This window comes from Salmonella sp. SA14318 (assembly GCF_029866905.1).
Classification (GTDB): domain Bacteria; phylum Pseudomonadota; class Gammaproteobacteria; order Enterobacterales; family Enterobacteriaceae; genus Salmonella; species Salmonella enterica.
On record NZ_CP123282.1, the window covers coordinates 1,886,108 to 1,904,087 of the forward strand.

Consider the following 17,980-nt stretch of genomic DNA (forward strand, 5'->3'; position numbering starts at 1 on the left):
CGTCGGGCATCCACTTTTATCTTCTTTAGCTCACAAGCTCACACTCTTTTGCAACGCCCATCTCACATCTCTGGTGACAAAACAGTTTAACTGCCGTTGCTTCACACGGATCTTGTAAGGGTATCTTAAAGGAAATGGATTGCTGGAGGATGGAGGAAAAGAGGCGAAATCTTTTTCAGTGGTGATACCGCCTCCCCTGGACATGAGCTTGCCAGAACCTACGCGGTAAATCCTACGACACGAAGCCACGCGCAATTTTATGCGAAAACGCTGGCAATAGCCTTGCTGACTGATGCAAGCTATCTAAAATCGCTTGAAGATGACATAATGCAAAACAATCGCTTAAAAGACTCACCTGTTGATAAGCATGTTGAGGACGAAAAGAAGAAGAAAAAAGCAGCCAGGTAAAAAGGGTTACGTTCGCTGTAAGCGAACGTGATCGCATCCAGCCTTAACGAACCTTTTTCCGTTCATCTCTCTTCATATTTTTCAAAAAACTCTTTTATGAATGCCCCTAAAACGTCATAAGCGAATTCGCTATTATTGTTCCCGTCGCGACAACATAGAGATTACGTAAAAAACAGAGGGCAGACAATGAAAAATATTGGAAATAACGTAAAACGATTTGTCCGTGTTTTTTATCTGTCATTTAAACTTACAGAAATGGCTGTACTGCTATCAGTATAAAGATAATTTCAGTTGTCCAGATAAATTATTTTTAAAACTATTTGTATTAACAGGGTTTATTCATTTATTGAATGGATGCGTGCTCGTTTGGTCTTGTCATCTTGACGCTTTGAGAACACATATTCTATCATAGACAGCAGGGGAAATTGGGTGCTGGGATCGATTTTTGATTAATAAAATATTGGATGGAACCACGATGCAATTACCAGAACAGGATGAGTTTTCTGATTTTTTTGCTGCCAATGATGATGAACAAGCCTCTTTAAGGCGTAAGTTTTTTTTGGAGAAACATAAAGAACCGTGGTTGTCTGAGTCTGCATTAGAGGACTACCAGGCGCTGTTTATGAGTATCTACGGAATTAATATTGACTGGAAAGAGGGGACTTTTAGCCTGCTTGAGGCACTTTCAGATAATCAGGGAGAGAAGCCTGTCACGGTAAAATTCGATTATGACAGTGAGATTGAAACAGCAACGATAAATTTGGTTGATACGCAGTATGTGTTTCATCACTACCCAATGGGAAGCGATGGTTTTGATACAGAACTGGTGCGCATTGAGCATATATTGGCTAACAGTGGATATACTTTGCGGGTATATCAGAACAGCACTTTTAGTGATACATTATCGTTCTTACTCATTCCGTCAGATGAGTGGAAACGTGTTGAACAGCATTATAGTCCAGAGCATATTTCTGCATACTTCGTTCCGTATGGAAAACAACTTGTTATTCCTGAGGTTGCTGCTCCAGTCGTAAATTATGTGCCATCCGTTAAACAAGAAACATCAAATGTCCCTGCGTTGTTTAATGCTCGGGGTATCCGTATTTATTTTTTAAGTATAATGCTAATCGCATTTGCAATTTATATTTTGTGGAATATCTTGACGAAAATAGAACCTTTATCATCAGGCCAACCTGCTGGCTGTGAAAATGTACAAAATTTATACTCAAAATTACGTCCAGAAGTAGCCGAGCCATTAAAAGAAAAAATGCGTAAGAGTTTGGGCTGTAAATGATAAATTTTCAGTTTAAGAAAATTACACTAATGGATAGGTAATAGAGATATATTTAATTTGATATTGTGTGATCGAAATAGTAATAACAGATAATATACATATTCTTGCGGTGGTGGATGAAGCGATTTTTATCTTATTTGTACAGGAAAAGAAAAAGAGTTTTTTTAGTTACCATGACTCTTATTAATTTTGTTGCTGCAAATCAAAAATACTACGCTTTTAATTTGTTGTCAGTGTTTATCATGGTGTTCTGGTCAGTTATCCTTATTTCCGATATGCAAACTGATATTAATGATAATGAAAAATAAAACTATTTTTTGAGCCTGTGATATTTTTAGTCAATCCATGAAGCTCGCTGTACCCCATCGGGATTCACAGTGATGTCACTCGCGGCGACTTAACGCCGTCGTCCTCGGTAATCGTCGCACCCGGCCTGTTGCCCGACATGTTCCCCTGTAGACATGGGCGCCGGACAGAAGATTAATTGCTGTCAGGGAAACGCGCTGGCGCGTGGCGATAACTTACGCTGCGGGACTGTCGACGCTGTACAGAAAATCTGGCCTCCAGGCTGGCTTAAATATGCACACATGACAATACAACCGGAAAATTTACAAAACCCATAATTTGAATTGAGAGAGAAGCTTACAAACGAAGCGACGAAGATTTAAACAGCCGTAGCGACTCCGATATCTTGCGCGCATGTTCAAATAATACTACTGTATATAAAAACAGTATTCGAGGTATGGATTATGGAATTTTTCAGACCTACAGAGTTGCGCGAAATTATTCCTCTCCCATTTTTCAGTTACTTAGTGCCGTGTGGATTCCCCAGCCCCGCGGCGGACTACATTGAGCAGCGTATCGATCTTAATGAGTTGCTCGTTTCTCATCCCAGCTCAACATATTTTGTCAAAGCCTCGGGGGATTCAATGATTGAAGCAGGCATCAGCGACGGTGACCTGCTGGTGGTGGATAGCTCACGGAACGCTGACCACGGTGACATTGTAATTGCGGCAATTGAAGGAGAGTTCACCGTAAAACGGTTGCAGTTGCGCCCGACAGTGCAGTTAATCCCCATGAACGGCGCCTATCGACCCATACCTGTCGGCAGTGAAGACACGCTCGACATATTCGGGGTGGTGACCTTTATCATTAAAGCGGTCAGTTGATTATGTTCGCGCTCTGCGATGTTAATAGCTTTTACGCCTCCTGCGAAACGGTCTTTCGTCCTGATTTATGTGGCCGACCGGTGGTGGTGTTATCAAACAATGATGGCTGCGTTATCGCGTGTAGCGCCGAGGCGAAGCAGCTCGGTATCGCACCAGGTGAGCCATACTTCAAACAGAAAGAACGCTTCCGGCGATCCGGTGTTGTTTGCTTCAGCAGTAATTACGAGCTTTACGCTGATATGTCGAACCGGGTAATGACCACACTCGAGGAGATGGTGCCGCGGGTAGAAATTTACAGCATTGATGAGGCTTTTTGTGATCTGACGGGGGTACGAAACTGCCGGGATCTGACAGATTTCGGGCGCGAGATAAGAGCGACGGTCCTGAAGCGCACGCACCTGACTGTCGGTGTAGGCATTGCCCAGACGAAAACCCTTGCCAAGCTGGCTAACCATGCTGCGAAAAAGTGGCAGCACCAGACCGGCGGGGTGGTTGACTTGTCGAACATCGATCGCCAGCGTCGGCTGCTGGCCCTGATACCCGTAGAGGATGTCTGGGGTGTCGGCAGACGCATCAGTAAGAAGCTCAATGCCCTGGGCATCAAGACTGCTCTCGATCTCTCTGAACAAAGTACCTGGATCATCAGGAAACACTTCAATGTCGTGCTGGAGCGTACCGTGAGAGAGCTTCGCGGAGAGCCATGTCTGGAGCTTGAAGAGTTTGCGCCGGCAAAGCAGGAAATCGTTTGTAGCCGCTCTTTCGGCGAGCGGGTCACAGACTATGAGGAAATGCGCCAGGCTGTTTACAGCTACGCTGCGCGCGCGGCAGAAAAACTCCGCGGCGAGCACCAGTACTGCCGTTTCATTTCAACATTCGTCAAAACATCACCCTTTGCCCTGAACGAGCCCTACTACGGTAACAGCGCCGCGGTGACGCTTCTCACCCCCACGCAGGATTCACGTGACATTATCAATGCGGCTGTGAAATGTCTGGATAAAATCTGGCGCGACGGCCATCGCTACCAGAAAGCGGGGGTGATGCTGGGTGACTTCTTCAGCCAGGGCGTAGCGCAACTCAACCTTTTCGACGATAACGCGCCGCGCGCCGGTAGTGCGAAGTTGATGGAAGTACTGGACCATCTTAACGCAAAAGACGGGAAGGGGACGCTGTACTTCGCCGGGCAGGGGATGTCGCAACAGTGGGCTATGAAGCGAGAAATGCTTTCGCCTCGGTACACCACAAGATACTCTGATCTACTGCGTGTTAAGTAACTTGTGCGATCAATGCCTGAGATGGTTGCCAAATCATCCCCGTTCTCTAACCGGTTTTGGTCGCACAAGATCACAGGAACCTCTCACGATGAGGCGCATGTATCCTGGTTTACGACATCAGAAAATGTGGCGCGTTTATTGCCAGGTAGGCGTTGTGAGACGTCACTTATTTACGCCTGGTTTCAGCCGTAGCGCCGGGCATGGATAAAAAGAGTATGGCAATCAGCGTGATAATACTAAAAAACAATTAATATTTTTTTAACAAAACTAAAGCTTGCTATGTGCAGTTAACCATGCGTTAATGGTTGTGCGGTTTGATACAAACTTATCTGAAGTAGTGATTGTAATATTTCTCATCATTTGTTCCTCTTGAGATCTCCTTTAGGTTTTTTTCTCTCTGATAATTTTCTTCAGGCCATTTTGCCCAAGGGCTCATTCAAAAGGCAACAATATTATGACGACGAAAATCACTGGTTTAGTAAAATGGTTTAACCCTGAAAAGGGCTTTGGTTTCATTACGCCTAAAGATGGCAGCAAAGATGTGTTTGTGCATTTTTCCGCCATTCAAAGTAATGAATTCCGCACTCTGAATGAAAATCAGGAAGTGGAGTTTTCAGTAGAGCAGGGACCAAAAGGTCCATCAGCGGTTAACGTTGTGGCGCTTTAAGGCAACTGATATTACTAATAAAATTCACTTCCGGTGTCCATGTTGCCATGGTTCACAATACAGAACATCGACATTCGATGTTACTGAGCAAAACCCGTTTGGCGCGAAATGTATTTTTTGTAAGTCAACCATGATCACTTTTGATAATGTTGGATTATACATTCGCTCAGGACAGGTTCCGCCAGATTTTAGAAAATAATTCATATTAGCTCCGTACAGGAGCTTTTTTATGCCCGGATGATTATCATCTATAGACGCTGACATCCATCATCTATAGTGGCATTTACCTTTCCCCAAAGGTGTTATTTCTCTTGCAGACAGCGCCTGAAAAGAGCGACGTTGTCTTCATCTATCCGATGAAGCCAGGTCACCTGTCTTTGCGCCGTTATCCGTTATTTAATTCTTGCCCTATAATAACAAGCCCGTGCTAAGCACGGGCTTGAATAACATAAAGCGTCTTAGAACTGGTAGACCAGACCAACACCTACGATATCATCAGTTGCAATACCGTTGTTTGTGTAGAAGTCATCATCTTCGTCCAGCAGGTTGATTTTATAATCAACGTAGGTGGACATATTTTTGTTGAAGTAGTAAGTCATACCGACGTCAACATATTTAACCAGATCTTTGTCGGTGTAACGATAGTTACCATGGCTATCCATATCCTGGCCGCCTAAATCTTTGCCCTTAGACTGCAAGTAGGCGATGGACGGACGCAGACCGAAATCGAACTGATACTGTGCAACCACTTCAAAGTTCTGGGTTTTGTTAGCGATACCGCCGCCACCCAACTTACCGTCTGCAGAGTGATAGTCGCTGTCTCCATAAGAGGTCATATTGCGGGTTTCAGAGTACATCGCCGCCAGGTATACGTCATAGGCGTCATATTTGACACCTACGGTCCAGGCTTCGGCAGTTTCACCGCCGGCATCATTGTTGCCATAGTAACGATGACCATCACCATATCCATTACCTACTTGGGCATCGGTACGGTCAGAACTTGAATAAGCAGCTCCCAGGCTTAACCCGAAGTCAAAGTCATAAGAGGTAGAGAGGCCGAAACCGTCACCGTTTTCTTTATTTGTACCGCGGTTAGTTCCATTACCGGAGCCTTCCTGGCCAAATCCGTTATTGCCACTTTCGTTATTACCCTGGTATTGCAGCGCGAAGTTCCAGCCTTCCACCAGGCCGAAGAAGTCGGTGTTACGATAGGTGGCCAGGCCGTTAGCACGCTGAAGCATATATACATCTGTCTGGGTGTAAGAGTCGCCGCCGAATTCCGGCAGCACATCGGTCCAGGCTTCAACGTCGTAGATAACACCATAGTTACGGCCATAATCGAAAGAGCCGTACTCGCCGAATTTCAGACCGGCAAAGCCCAGACGAGTCCAGGACGTATCCCTGTTACCTTCAGTGCCACTCGCCTGCATGTTGTATTCCCACTGACCATAGCCGGTCAGCATATCGTTGATCTGCGTTTCGCCTTTAAAGCCAATACGGGCGTAGGACTGGTCGCCGTCGCTGCCTGCATCGTCAGAGAAGTAACGCAGACCATCAACTTTGCCGTACAGGTCGAGTTTGTTGCCATTTTTATTATAAACTTCAGCCGCATTTGCTGCGCCTGCCACTAATAACGCCGGGACAAGCAGTGCCAGAACTTTTCTGTTCATTATGTATTCCCTTATGATAATAATTTATATGAATATGTAGCCACTTCAACAAAACTACAAATTGATACTATTCTATGAAGTTCATGGAATTTAAAAAATAACATGTAACAAAGCTATTTAAAATATTTCAATTTGTTTCCGTTTGGTTTTTTATAATACTGGCTATATAAATAACTAAGAATATATATTCTATAATTATCATTTTTTATCAATGAGTTATATGTTTTGGCTTGATGGATGTTGGCGTGAATATAATTTGTTTTTTATATGTATTTGATGCTTTGATTATGAAAAAGCATAAAAAAAACCGGCATAAATGCCGGTAATGTGGGTAATGATAAAATAAATGATAAAAGGCTAATAACCGAATCATTCTGACATTTAATGCTAATGAAATAAAACGCTATCGCGATGCGTAAAAATAAGTTGTTCTGGTTATGGGTTATTCTGCATCAGAGTGCGATTCAATCACCATTCCCTTATTTAACAGCAGGTTCAGCGCCTGACACAACATTAACTGAGAATAAACTATTTGTGGAGCGAATGACCAGAACAGGTGGATAAGGTATTCCATGGTCGAAATGTGACTAATATCACATTATAATGTAATTAATGTCATATGACTTACATCACAAAAGCGGAGTAAAGTTTGAGTACCAGGGAGGACAACGCCACCCGTAGCATGGGCGGTAAATTAGCGTTATGGGTTTTTTATACCTTTTGCGGCTACTTCATCTGGGCGATGGCGCGTTGCGTGTGGCTGATGTCCGCCATACAAACCGAGCCGGTTCTCGGCCCAATCAGCACTCCTGGCAGCACAACGGAAAAATGGCTTAACGCGCTTTCGCTGGGCGTCGTCTGGCTTATTCTGGGGAGTATTGCCTGGTACACCCGGCCTCGCAAAAACAGGGGGTATCCCGCCGACACTCAGCCAGAAACGCGCAAGCACGCAAGGATGTAAAGTGGTGGCGGATATGTCAGGATAGCGAACCCTGTGCTCAGGCATGTAATAAAAATGGTCTGCTATAAAGAGAGGGCGTATGGACTCAGGATACTGGCAATCGCAGTTTGAAGACTGGCTACGTCACCACCACCAGGAACAGGATGCCGCCCATGACATCTTCCATTTTCGTCGTGTTTGGGCAACCGCGCAAACGCTCGGGGAAAACAGTCCTGTCGACTGGCTGGTGGTGCTATCGGCATGTTATTTCCATGACATCGTCAGCCTGGCGAAAAATCATCCGCAGCGGCATCGTTCTTCCATTCTGGCGGCGGCAGAAACCCGGCGTATTTTTCTGCGGGATTTTCCTGACTTTCCGGCAGAAAAACTGGCGGGCATTTGTCATGCTATCGAAGCGCATAGTTTCAGCGCAAAAATTGCGCCCACCACGCCAGAGGCAAAAATCGTGCAGGATGCAGACAGGCTGGAGGCGTTGGGCGCCATTGGTCTGGCGCGGGTCTTCGCGGTCTCCGGCGCGCTGGGCGTCGCGCTGTTTGATGCCGACGATCCCTTTGCCGACAGACGGCCTCTTAACGATAAGCAATTCGCGCTCGACCATTTTCAAACCAAGCTGCTGAAACTGCCGCTGACGATGCAGACTGAACGGGGCAAGTACCTGGCGCAGCGTAATGCGGATTTTCTGGTGTCGTACATGGCGAAACTGAGCGCTGAGCTGAAAGGCGACTATGAAACACGGGATGAGGCGGTCATCCAGATGTTTGCTACGCATCAGTAACCCCTGCCGCTGAAACGTAAAGCGCGTCATTTTATGTTAGTCTGTCGGCAATCATTTTTGGCCGGTTAAATGTATGCAGGAAAATATTTCAGTAACACACGCCCGGAACCTCATCGCCGACGACGCCGGAAGCGAGATCCAGGCGATGCTGAGTCAATTGCTGGAAATCTACGATGTTAAAACGCTGGTGGCGCACCTTAACGGCCTGGGCGAGCAGCACTGGAGCCCGGCCATCTTAAAGCGCGTAATGATGAACGCGGCATGGCATCGTTTGAGCGACAATGAACTCACCTGTCTTAAAACAGGGTTGCCGACGCCGCCAGCGCATCATCCGCATTACGCCTTTCGTTTTATCGATCTTTTCGCGGGCATCGGCGGTATTCGCCGCGGATTTGAAGCGATAGGCGGACAGTGCGTGTTTACCAGCGAATGGAATAAGCACGCGGTACGGACATATAAAGCGAACTATTTTTGCGATCCGCTGCAACATCGCTTTAATGAAGATATCCGCGATATCACATTGAGCCACCGGGAAGGGGTCAGCGATGATGAGGCGGCGGAACACATTCGCCAGCATATTCCGCAACATGATGTCCTGCTGGCGGGCTTTCCCTGTCAGCCATTTTCTCTGGCGGGCGTTTCCAAGAAAAATGCGCTGGGCCGCGCCCACGGCTTTGCCTGCGAGACTCAGGGAACGTTATTTTTTGATGTCGTAAGAATTATCGACGCTCGCCGCCCCGCGCTGTTTGTGCTGGAAAACGTGAAAAACCTTAAAAGTCACGACCAGGGCAACACCTTCCGCATTATTATGCAAACGCTCGATGAACTGGGATATGACGTGGCGGATGCCGCTGACAATGGCCCGGACGATCCGAAAATTATCGACGGGCAGCATTTTCTTCCTCAGCATCGGGAACGTATTGTGTTGGTGGGATTCCGTCGCGATTTAAACCTGAAAACCGATTTTACGTTACGCAATATCGCCCGCTGTTATCCACCGCGCCGTCCGACGCTGGCAGAACTGCTGGAGCCCGTCGTCGAAGCCAAATATATCCTGACGCCGGTGCTGTGGAAATATTTATATCGCTACGCGAAAAAGCACCAGGCGCGGGGAAACGGTTTTGGCTATGGCATGGTTTATCCTGACAATCCGGAAAGTGTGGCGCGCACGTTATCTGCTCGCTACTACAAAGATGGCGCCGAAATTCTGATCGATCGTGGTTGGGATATGGCGAAAGGCGAAGTGAATTTCGACGATGCTGGCAACCAACAACATCGTCCCCGCCGACTCACGCCGAGAGAGTGCGCGCGTTTAATGGGATTTGAGGCGCCGCAAACGAACCAGTTCAGGATACCTGTCTCGGATACGCAGGCCTATCGCCAGTTTGGCAACTCCGTGGTGGTGCCGGTATTTGCCGCGGTAGCAAAGCTGCTGGAACCCAAAATTCACCAGGCGGTGACGCTGCGTCAGAGAGAGACGGTAGATGGCGGACGTTCACGATAAAGCCACGCGCAGTAAAAATATGCGCGCGATAGCGACCCGCGATACGGCTATTGAAAAACGTCTTGCCGGCCTGCTAAGCGCGCAGGGGATTACGTTTCATACTCAGGACGCGACATTACCGGGCAAGCCGGACTTTGTGGTGAATGACTATGATTGTGTGATTTTTACTCACGGCTGCTTTTGGCATCATCACCACTGTTATCTGTTCAAAGTACCGGCCACGCGAACGGCTTTCTGGCTGGAAAAAATCGGTAAGAACGTTGAGCGCGATGAGCGCGATATTCAGCGTTTACAGGCGCTTGGCTGGCGGGTACTGATCGTCTGGGAGTGTGCCTTGCGCGGACGAGCGAAATTGAGCGACGCGGCGTTGGCGGAGCGCCTGGAAGAGTGGATCTGCGGCGGCGGCGCCAGCGCGCAGATCGACACCCAGGGGATTCATCTACTGGCGTGAATCTTCCGTTTTACACGGCGTGACCACCGCCCTGGCGGGAAACAGGTACTTACCCAGAGTCACCAGCACGACGGCAAACACAATCACACCCAGCGCGGCCCATTCAACGGGCGATAACCTCTCACCGCCCAGGCCAGTGCCAAGCAACACGGCGACAACCGGATTCACATAGGCGTAGCTGGTCGCCAGCGCCGGACTGACGTTGCGAATCAGGTACATATAGGCATTAATGGCGATAATAGAACCGAACAACGCCAGATAGCCGACGGCCATAAACCCCGATAAACCAGGCAGCGTGGCGAGCTTTTCGCCGGAAAGAAACGCCGCGCAAAGCAATACCACGCCCGCCGCCAGCATTTCAATCGCGCCCGCCATCATGCCCACAGGCAGGGCGATGCGCGAGCCGTAAACGGAACCAAATGCCCAGCTCATCGAACCTATCAGGATCAAAATCGCGCCCCACGGATTGCCGCTTAAGTTGCCGCCGCTGTTCAGCAGAATAATCCCGGCAAGTCCAATGGCAATCCCCACCCATTCTAATTTGCGCGTTTTAATACCAAAAAAGTAGCTAAAGCACAGCGTAAATAGCGGGACAGTGGCGACCACGACGGCAGCAATGCCCGATGGCACGTTTTGATGCTCCGCCACCGTCACCAGACCGTTACCCACCGCCAGCAGCAGTAGACCAATCAGCGCGGCGTTGATGGTCTGGCGCAGCGGCGGAAGTTTTTCGCCGCGCAGCAGCAAAAACGCCATGAGCAACATCCCCGCCGAGAGAAAACGTACGCCTGCCATCATCAGCGGCGGCCAGCTTTCAACGCCTATGCGGATAACAAAATAGGTAGACCCCCAAATGATGTACAAGGCAAAAAGCGCGCCAAAAAGAGGTAATAACTGCCGGAAACGCATAATCACTCACGGTGAAATAAAAAGGGTGAATATAGTAAACGTCAAAATTATTATGCTGGCGAGCATTATAATTGTCCTTTTGGAATAAAAAGGCGTTGACCCGCGCCGCCGGTTTCGGCATTGCGCGTTTTGCTACATACTTAACGTCTTAGAAGAAAAGACCGAGGAAATCATTTTGGCAGGAAGTAGCTTACTGACATTACTCGACGATATCGCCACGCTGCTGGACGATATTTCGGTAATGGGCAAATTGGCCGCGAAAAAAACCGCGGGCGTACTGGGGGACGACCTGTCGCTCAATGCGCAGCAGGTGACCGGCGTTCGCGCTAATCGCGAGCTGCCAGTGGTATGGAGCGTGGCGAAAGGATCATTAATCAACAAGGTTATTCTGGTGCCGTTGGCGCTGCTGATAAGCGCATTTATCCCGTGGGCCATTACGCCTTTATTAATGTTAGGCGGCGCGTTTCTCTGCTTTGAAGGGGTAGAAAAAGTCCTGCATACCTTTGAGGCGCGAAAACACAAAGAAGACCCGGCGGAGCGGCAAAAACGTCTTGAGGCGCTGGCTGCACAAGATCCTTTGGCCTTTGAAAAAGATAAAGTAAAAGGGGCGGTCCGTACCGATTTCATTCTTTCCGCTGAAATTGTGGCCATTACCCTGGGGATTGTCGCGCAGGCGCCGCTGCTTAATCAGGTGTTGGTGCTGGCGGGGATTGCGTTGGTTGTGACTATTGGCGTGTATGGCCTGGTGGGTATTATTGTCAAACTGGATGATATGGGGTACTGGCTGGCGGAAAAGCGTAGCGTGCTGGCGCAGGGCGTCGGTAAAGGATTACTGATTATCGCGCCCTGGTTAATGAAAGCATTATCCATTGTCGGTACGCTGGCGATGTTTCTGGTCGGCGGCGGGATTGTCGTACACGGTATTGCGCCGCTACACCATGCCATTGAACATTTTGCGCAGCAGCAGGGGGCTTTCATGGTGCATACGATCCCTGCGGGGCTGAATCTGGTGCTCGGCTTTATTATCGGCGCCATTGTGGTGGCGCTGGTGAAAGGTGTGGCGAAAATTCGCGGTGTTTCGCACTGATTTTCTACAATGAATTATGCAAAATTGCCCATCCTCGTCTAAGGTGAAAACGTTTCATCTGATACAGGAGGCAGGTATGGTCTTTTCTGTCAGTGAGGAAGTTACCGTGAAAGAGGGTGGGCCCCGGATGATCGTCACCGGTTATTCCAGCGGAATGGTAGAGTGTCGCTGGTATGATGGTTTTGGCGTAAAGCGGGAGGCATTCCATGAGAATGAGCTCGTGCCAGGCAAGGAAAGGCGCGGGCGGGACGAAGCCCGATGACAAAACGCCCGGTTAATGCCGGGCGTTTTGCTGTGGAGAAAAAGAGTCGTCGCGCTGCGACATGCTGCTACCTGGTTATGCCAGGATTGAGTGGTATCCCTTGATGAGGTCTGGCTACCGTAAGCCATCAGGGGGCGTTGTATCAATAACCAGGAGTTACCAGGGTGCCGCACGAAACACTGTTAGATAATCAAGGCTGGTTTAAAAAGCTGGCGCGGCGTTTTGGTCCCGGTCATGTCGTCAACACCTGTTTTCTGATCGTGATGCTGTTCTCGACGCTACTTACCTGGCGGGAAGTGATGATACTGAAAGACGCGTATGTCGCCAGTCAGCGCAATCATCTGGGGAGCGTCGCGAATGTCCTTGACCGCCAACTGCAATTCAACATGGACAGGTTGATCTTTTTACGCAACGGTATGCATGAAGCGCTGGTGGCGCCGCTGGCTTTTTCCGCATTGCAAAGCGCGGTGACGCAGTTTGAGCAACGACGCGTCAGACATTTCTGGCAACTGGAGTTGGATAAGCGGCGGACATTGCCGTTATATGGCGTTTCCGATCAATTTGTCGCCCGGACGACGCTTCTTTCGCGGGAGAGTCGTGACCTGGCAAATGAATTAACCGCCACGCTGGAGTTAGGGTATCTGGCGCGTCTGGCGCGCTCATCCGCCATGCTGACGCTGGAGACGATGTATGTTTCTCGCTCAGGGTTTTACCTCTCAACTCTCCCTACGGCGTACGGTAGCGATATTGTCTCCCGTTACTATCAGTACGTGACCCAGCCCTGGTTTATCGAGCAAAGCCAACGGCGTAATCCACAGCGCGGCGTGCGGTGGTTTACCTCCGCACAGCCCTATGTTGCTGACGAGCAGAAAAAAGTGACAGCCAGTCTACCGCTGGATCACGATAATTACTGGTATGGCGTACTGGCAATGGATATTCCCGTCGCGTCATTACAGCGGTTCCTGCGCGATGCGGCCGAAAAGGATATTGAAGGGGAATATCAGCTATACGATAACCATCTCCGTTTGTTGACGGACTCCGCGCCGGAACAACAAACCGCGAATACGTTAAATGACCGTGAGCGCGCCTTACTGGCGCGTGAAATAGAAAAAGATACCCTGGGCGGGCTGCGTTTAGGAACGCATTATGTAAGCTGGGAGCGGCTGGATCATTTTGATGGCGTCCTGCTGCGCGTGCATACATTACGTGAAGGCATCCAAGGGAATTTTGGCAGTATTAGTATCGCGCTGACGCTGTTATGGGTGCTTTTTACGGCGATGCTGTTGATCTCCTGGGGCGTTATTCGACATATGGTCAAAAACATGTTTGTTCTGCAAAATTCGCTGCAATGGCAGGCATGGCACGATCCGCTGACCCGGCTGTATAACCGTGGCGCGCTGTTTGAAAAAGCGTCCAGGCTGGCAAAGCGCTACCGGGAAGCCCGCCAGCCATTTTCTGTGATACAGCTGGATTTAGATTATTTTAAAAGCGTTAACGATCGCTTTGGTCATCAGGCAGGCGATCGCGTGTTGTCCCATGCCGCTGGGCTCATTGGCAGCACCATTCGAGCGCACGACATCGCCGGACGGGTAGGGGGCGAAGAGTTTTGTATCGTGCTGCCCGGCGCGACGAAAGCGCAGGCGCTGCAGATTGCCGAACGCATACGCCAGCGCATTAATGACAAAGAGATTCTGGTGACGAAAAGCACGACGCTTCGTATCAGCGCGTCAATGGGGATCAGTAGCGCGGAGGAATACGGCGACTATGATTTTGAGCAGTTGCAGTCGCTGGCCGACAAACGGCTTTATTACGCCAAACAGTCCGGACGTAACCGTATTTGCGCCAGCGACGCGACTCAGGAGCGGGAAAGGAAATAGTCCATGCCTTCGCGCCAGCCATCCGGCCCTTCGTTCTGGCTACGGTAGACGCGCTGAGGATCGTCGTTACGCAAATGTACGCCCTCCCGGTTTAGCCCTTTAACGACAACCGCATAATCCATCACATCCAGTAAGGGCGCATCATTGGGGCCGTCTCCTAGCCCCAACGTCAGAGGACGCGCGTGCCACTGCCGACGATATGCTTCAATCAGCCAGTTGGCAGCCTGATCTTTTCCGGCGGAGGCGTCCAGCACATGCCAGAAACGGGCGCCATGGACAAATTGCAGTCCCAGGTCATTTAAACGGGCGACAAACTGCGCCATGCGTTCATCGCTATCGCGCCAGATCAGCGACACCGACGCTTCATGCAGACGGGTTAGGGCAGACTGTGCCCGGTTTAGGCCCGTCCATTCGCTTATCACCTGATCGTCAACGTCATCAAACGTGGTGAACTTAAACTGTTCCTTTTCACGCAATTTATGCAGGACGAGGCGGATTTCGTTGTGAGAAATACCGGCTATCAGACGGGGATAGTTGGGATGGTCTTCCCAATGAACGTCCAGTTGGATCACCGCGCCGTTTTCCGCAATCAGCGGCAGTCCCTGTAGATTTAACGTCGTCTGGAGCTGGAGCATTTCAGCCGCGGTTTTACTGCTACAGAGGATCACGGGCACGCCGCTTTCATGCAGGCGTGTAAGCCAGGGAGCCGCGGGCTGCCACTCAAAAGTGTGGCTGTTCAGCAATGTGCCGTCCAGATCGGTAAAAATCAGCAAGGGGTCATGGATTGAGAGCATTTTTTCCTCATTTTCCGTTGCAACGGCGGGCTTATTTCCAGGAAAAGTCCTAAAGCACACCCGAAAGAAGTCGAACGCTAACTGGAACCGATCCCGTCGCTTCCAGGCAGCACATGCGTTGTCACACTTTTGCTACCGAACTATTAGCGCGCTTAATCATTCATGTAAAAAATATTTACTTGTCATGCAAAAAAATTGCAGATAAGGTAAATCTCACATCAGATTTCCTGGTGTAACGAATTTTCAAGTGCTTCTTGCATAAGCAAGTTTGATCCCGACCCGTAGGGCCGGGATTTTTTTCGGCCATTTTTAACGGTTTACTTCTGTTACACTAAAATCATGAATATCCAGCTCGAATGCTTCAGCTAATTCATGCCATGTATGATATTCCCGTCCGTCTACGCTCACCCGCTCAGGATCTTCCTGGCTACGGTGAACCTCGCTTTCGCTGATTTCATTGATGGCCGCCAGTAGCGCATCTACATCGACGCTCACTTCGCGCTTGGCCGTATCACTGTACTCTTTTGCCGTTTTCATCTTCACTACCTCACGGGTTCCTGACAGCCTAAGTATAGACCGTTGAGAAAACCAGCAAACACGCCGGCAAGGCGCTGTCAGACGCAGAAAATTGTTCTACACTGGCACAAAGCGACAGGAGGAAAATGATGAAGGTGAATGATCGGGTAACCGTTAAAACGGACGGCGGTCCCCGCCGACCGGGCGTGGTACTGGCAGTGGAAGAATTTAGTGAAGGCACAATGTACCTGGTTTCGCTGGAGGATTACCCGCTCGGCATCTGGTTCTTCAATGAGTCAGGTCACCAGGATGGTATTTTTGTCGAGAAGGCGGAGCAGGACTAATTGAGCCGGACTGGAGGTACATTGCCAGTCCGGATGTCTCAGCGCATGTTAACAAAAATGCCGTTAGTGACGTTATCTGTCAGCCGCACTACGTGATAGATCACTTGTTTATTATGCGTTTTTATCTTTCTTTTTATATTCCCCTTATGGGAGGATACTGTTTTTGCTTTAATATTCATTCTGTCAGAAATCTGAATGGTTCCCTGACCTTCCATCCACATTCGCAACATGCTGGATTCAGTTCGACTTAACGATAATGTTGGTAAATTTATGGTTCCTGAAATACCCGACTCTTTTTTCAGAATATCGCCAAGAATGGTATCCAGCGAGTCAGGTTTAATCGATTTTGAGCTAATCAATAAGTTTTTTCTTACTAATAAATATTCATCAAAATGCACATTAGCAATTGCCATAAAAACAATAAATAACGTGTCAGGATGTTGATTAATGATTTGCTTTATTTGTTGACTGTCTGAAGGCGTATGAATGAAACAGTCCTCATTAATAAACACCACCGAAGGCTGATGCGCGCCACAAGCGATAGCGAGTTCGTCAACGGTTTCGATGTCGTTGATTTCCCTTTTTTTCACCCCTCTGCTGACCAGATACCCGCTTAACCCTAGCCGGGTGTAACTGCATAAATCCATAATAATCGTTGACATGGCACACCCTCACTCAATGCGTAACGATAATTCCCCTTACCTGAATAACTCACCATAATCAGACGGAACACGAATAGTCACCTTAGACAACGCTTACGCGGTTTTTCAGGCGAACTTACTATCCCGTAAAGTTACATATAATTTGCCAGGAATCATCTTAAAGTAAAGTGAATGTTGCGTTATGTGAGTGAAGTAAAAACAAATAAGGGGCAGCGGATATATCCTGGTGAATGTTTTTTAAAATTTATTTTCGGATAAACCTTAGTAAAACAGGATAAAAATTATGGGTTATTATTTATCGGCATCTCGCTAACAATATCAGCAAGCAAATTGAAAATTTCGCTGAATAAATGTTCGCAAAACGGCGCAATTAATGGCATTAGCGCGGCCATCAGCATAATGCCGACGGTGAGGGTAAGCGGGAAACCGATAACAAATATCGAGAGCTGCGGCGCCATGCGGTTTAATAGCCCCAGCGCCAGGTTGAGCGTAAGCAGGAGGGTAATGACCGGCAATGCCAGCATCAGTCCGTTTAAGAAAATGAGCCCTCCGGCCCTGGCGAGCGCCATAAATGCATTACTGTTCACCGGGTTACTACCGATGGGCAGAGTGTGGAAGGTATCGACCAGCAGCGAAATAAGCCACAAATGGCCATTAAAGGTGAGAAACAGTAGCATGGCGAGCATATCCATAATACGCGCCAGAACCGGCATATTCAGGTGGCTGCCCGGGTCGACGAAGGTGGCAAAGGAAAGCCCCATTTGCAGACCGATAAACTCACCTGCGGTACGCACCGCCGCAAAGGCGAATTGCATGGTAAATCCCAGCGCAATACCGATCAGAATTTGTTGCATCGCCAGCCATAAGGCGGCAATAGAAAAAAGCGGCGTATCGTTTGCCGGTAGCGACGGCGCGATAACGAGGGTAATCATTATTCCCAACCCCAGTTTTACCCGCTTGGGAATAGCGCGCTCACTGAGAATGGGCGCCGTTGAAATCAGCGCCAGTATGCGCAGCAAAGGCCAGAAATAGAGATGCAGCCAGTATAGCCATTGCTCGCTTGTAACCTGTATCATCGTTCTGTTTATCCGATGATATAAGGTAAATTGCTGAACAGAGTGCGCACGTAATCCAGCAGCAGGTTGAGCATCCACGGGCCGGCAACGATAATTGCGATGAATACCGCGACGATTTTAGGGATAAACGACAGCGTCATTTCATTAATCTGAGTCGCGGCCTGCAAGATGCTGATAATGAGGCCGGTAATCAGCGCGACGAGTAACAGCGGCGCAGCCAGGGCGAGAGCGACTTTCATCGCCTCGGTGCCCATCATCATGACGGATTCAGGAGTCATTTTGC

The 17,980-nt window shown here is 48.8% G+C and carries 20 protein-coding genes and 1 pseudogene; 14 read left to right on the plus strand and 7 right to left on the minus strand.

The window, feature by feature from the left end; translation table 11 throughout:
* Nucleotides 1–162 precede the first annotated feature (162 nt).
* The 6 genes and pseudogenes from QEN32_RS22670 to QEN32_RS08910 form a co-directional block, all read left to right on the plus strand.
* Nucleotides 163–408, plus strand: a pseudogene (locus tag QEN32_RS22670) (hypothetical protein); the annotation flags it as partial.
* A 475-nt stretch (nt 409–883) separates the two neighbouring features.
* Complete coding sequence (locus QEN32_RS08885; protein ID WP_265322301.1) at nt 884–1,702, plus strand: hypothetical protein; 819 nt, start codon at nt 884–886, stop codon at nt 1,700–1,702.
* 749 nt (nt 1,703–2,451) lie between these two features.
* Nucleotides 2,452–2,871: a translesion error-prone DNA polymerase V autoproteolytic subunit gene (locus tag QEN32_RS08895; RefSeq protein WP_000394196.1), complete on the plus strand. Its 420-nt coding sequence runs from the start codon at nt 2,452–2,454 to the stop codon at nt 2,869–2,871.
* A 2-nt stretch (nt 2,872–2,873) separates the two neighbouring features.
* Nucleotides 2,874–4,142 (plus strand): Y-family DNA polymerase, encoded by a 1,269-nt coding sequence (locus tag QEN32_RS08900; protein ID WP_000457658.1) that lies wholly within the window; start codon nt 2,874–2,876, stop codon nt 4,140–4,142.
* A 454-nt stretch (nt 4,143–4,596) separates the two neighbouring features.
* The gene (locus QEN32_RS08905; RefSeq protein ID WP_000208509.1) at nt 4,597–4,809 is read left to right on the plus strand and encodes a cold-shock protein; all 213 of its coding nucleotides are present in this window, start codon (nt 4,597–4,599) and stop codon (nt 4,807–4,809) included.
* Between the two features lie 10 nt (nt 4,810–4,819).
* Entirely contained in the window at nt 4,820–5,008 is a 189-nt protein-coding gene (locus tag QEN32_RS08910) for a hypothetical protein (protein WP_024131109.1), read from the plus strand.
* A 259-nt stretch (nt 5,009–5,267) separates the two neighbouring features.
* Here the strand turns inward: QEN32_RS08910 and ompC are convergent, their stop codons facing one another.
* Complete coding sequence (gene ompC, locus QEN32_RS08915) at nt 5,268–6,479, minus strand: porin OmpC (protein ID WP_023137975.1); 1,212 nt, start codon at nt 6,477–6,479, stop codon at nt 5,268–5,270.
* Nucleotides 6,480–7,128: 649 nt separating this feature from the next.
* Between ompC and drpB the strand changes: the two genes are divergently transcribed.
* The 4 genes from drpB (at nt 7,129) to QEN32_RS08935 (ending at nt 10,170) form a co-directional block, all read left to right on the plus strand.
* Nucleotides 7,129–7,440, plus strand: coding sequence for a cell division protein DrpB (gene drpB / locus QEN32_RS08920; RefSeq protein WP_079842788.1), 312 nt, complete (start codon nt 7,129–7,131; stop codon nt 7,438–7,440).
* A gap of 79 nt (nt 7,441–7,519) precedes the next feature.
* Nucleotides 7,520–8,215 (plus strand): phosphohydrolase, encoded by a 696-nt coding sequence (locus QEN32_RS08925; RefSeq protein WP_000377042.1) that lies wholly within the window; start codon nt 7,520–7,522, stop codon nt 8,213–8,215.
* 73 nt (nt 8,216–8,288) lie between these two features.
* Nucleotides 8,289–9,719, plus strand: coding sequence for a DNA cytosine methyltransferase (locus tag QEN32_RS08930; protein ID WP_280144447.1), 1,431 nt, complete (start codon nt 8,289–8,291; stop codon nt 9,717–9,719).
* The gene (locus QEN32_RS08935) at nt 9,700–10,170 is read left to right on the plus strand and encodes a very short patch repair endonuclease (protein ID WP_000785978.1); all 471 of its coding nucleotides are present in this window, start codon (nt 9,700–9,702) and stop codon (nt 10,168–10,170) included. The genes QEN32_RS08930 and QEN32_RS08935 overlap by 20 nt, the downstream gene beginning before the upstream one ends.
* Here QEN32_RS08935 and yedA read toward each other — a convergent pair.
* Complete coding sequence (gene yedA, locus QEN32_RS08940; protein ID WP_001212263.1) at nt 10,159–11,079, minus strand: drug/metabolite exporter YedA; 921 nt, start codon at nt 11,077–11,079, stop codon at nt 10,159–10,161. The genes QEN32_RS08935 and yedA overlap by 12 nt on opposite strands.
* A 169-nt stretch (nt 11,080–11,248) precedes the next feature.
* Between yedA and QEN32_RS08945 the strand changes: the two genes are divergently transcribed.
* From QEN32_RS08945 to dgcQ, 3 genes are all read left to right on the plus strand, one after another.
* The gene (locus tag QEN32_RS08945; protein ID WP_086010514.1) at nt 11,249–12,166 is read left to right on the plus strand and encodes a DUF808 domain-containing protein; all 918 of its coding nucleotides are present in this window, start codon (nt 11,249–11,251) and stop codon (nt 12,164–12,166) included.
* A 76-nt stretch (nt 12,167–12,242) separates the two neighbouring features.
* On the plus strand, nt 12,243–12,428 hold the full coding sequence (locus QEN32_RS08950; protein WP_001521741.1) for a YodC family protein: 186 nt from the start codon (nt 12,243–12,245) through the stop codon (nt 12,426–12,428).
* 164 nt (nt 12,429–12,592) lie between these two features.
* Nucleotides 12,593–14,305 carry a cellulose biosynthesis regulator diguanylate cyclase DgcQ gene (gene dgcQ / locus QEN32_RS08955; protein ID WP_131041805.1) on the plus strand — a complete coding sequence of 571 codons (1,713 nt, stop codon included), beginning with the start codon at nt 12,593–12,595 and terminating at the stop codon, nt 14,303–14,305.
* On the opposite strand, the gene QEN32_RS08960 is transcribed toward dgcQ, so the two are convergent.
* Nucleotides 14,284–15,099 (minus strand): mannosyl-3-phosphoglycerate phosphatase-related protein, encoded by an 816-nt coding sequence (locus QEN32_RS08960; protein ID WP_131041806.1) that lies wholly within the window; start codon nt 15,097–15,099, stop codon nt 14,284–14,286. The genes dgcQ and QEN32_RS08960 overlap by 22 nt on opposite strands.
* Before the next feature lie 309 nt (nt 15,100–15,408).
* Nucleotides 15,409–15,636, minus strand: coding sequence for a YodD family peroxide/acid resistance protein (gene yodD, locus QEN32_RS08965; protein ID WP_000844798.1), 228 nt, complete (start codon nt 15,634–15,636; stop codon nt 15,409–15,411).
* A 128-nt stretch (nt 15,637–15,764) separates the two neighbouring features.
* Between yodD and dsrB the strand changes: the two genes are divergently transcribed.
* Entirely contained in the window at nt 15,765–15,959 is a 195-nt protein-coding gene (dsrB, locus tag QEN32_RS08970; protein ID WP_000867218.1) for a protein DsrB, read from the plus strand.
* Between the two features lie 38 nt (nt 15,960–15,997).
* On the opposite strand, the gene rcsA is transcribed toward dsrB, so the two are convergent.
* The 3 genes from rcsA to fliQ form a co-directional block, all read right to left on the minus strand.
* Nucleotides 15,998–16,621 carry a transcriptional regulator RcsA gene (gene rcsA / locus QEN32_RS08975; RefSeq protein ID WP_000103971.1) on the minus strand — a complete coding sequence of 208 codons (624 nt, stop codon included), beginning with the start codon at nt 16,619–16,621 and terminating at the stop codon, nt 15,998–16,000.
* A gap of 281 nt (nt 16,622–16,902) precedes the next feature.
* Nucleotides 16,903–17,697, minus strand: a complete 795-nt coding sequence (gene fliR / locus QEN32_RS08980; RefSeq protein ID WP_000616949.1) for a flagellar biosynthetic protein FliR — start codon at nt 17,695–17,697, stop codon at nt 16,903–16,905.
* 8 nt (nt 17,698–17,705) lie between these two features.
* Nucleotides 17,706–17,975, minus strand: a complete 270-nt coding sequence (gene fliQ / locus QEN32_RS08985; protein WP_000187355.1) for a flagellar biosynthesis protein FliQ — start codon at nt 17,973–17,975, stop codon at nt 17,706–17,708.
* Nucleotides 17,976–17,980 lie beyond the last annotated feature (5 nt).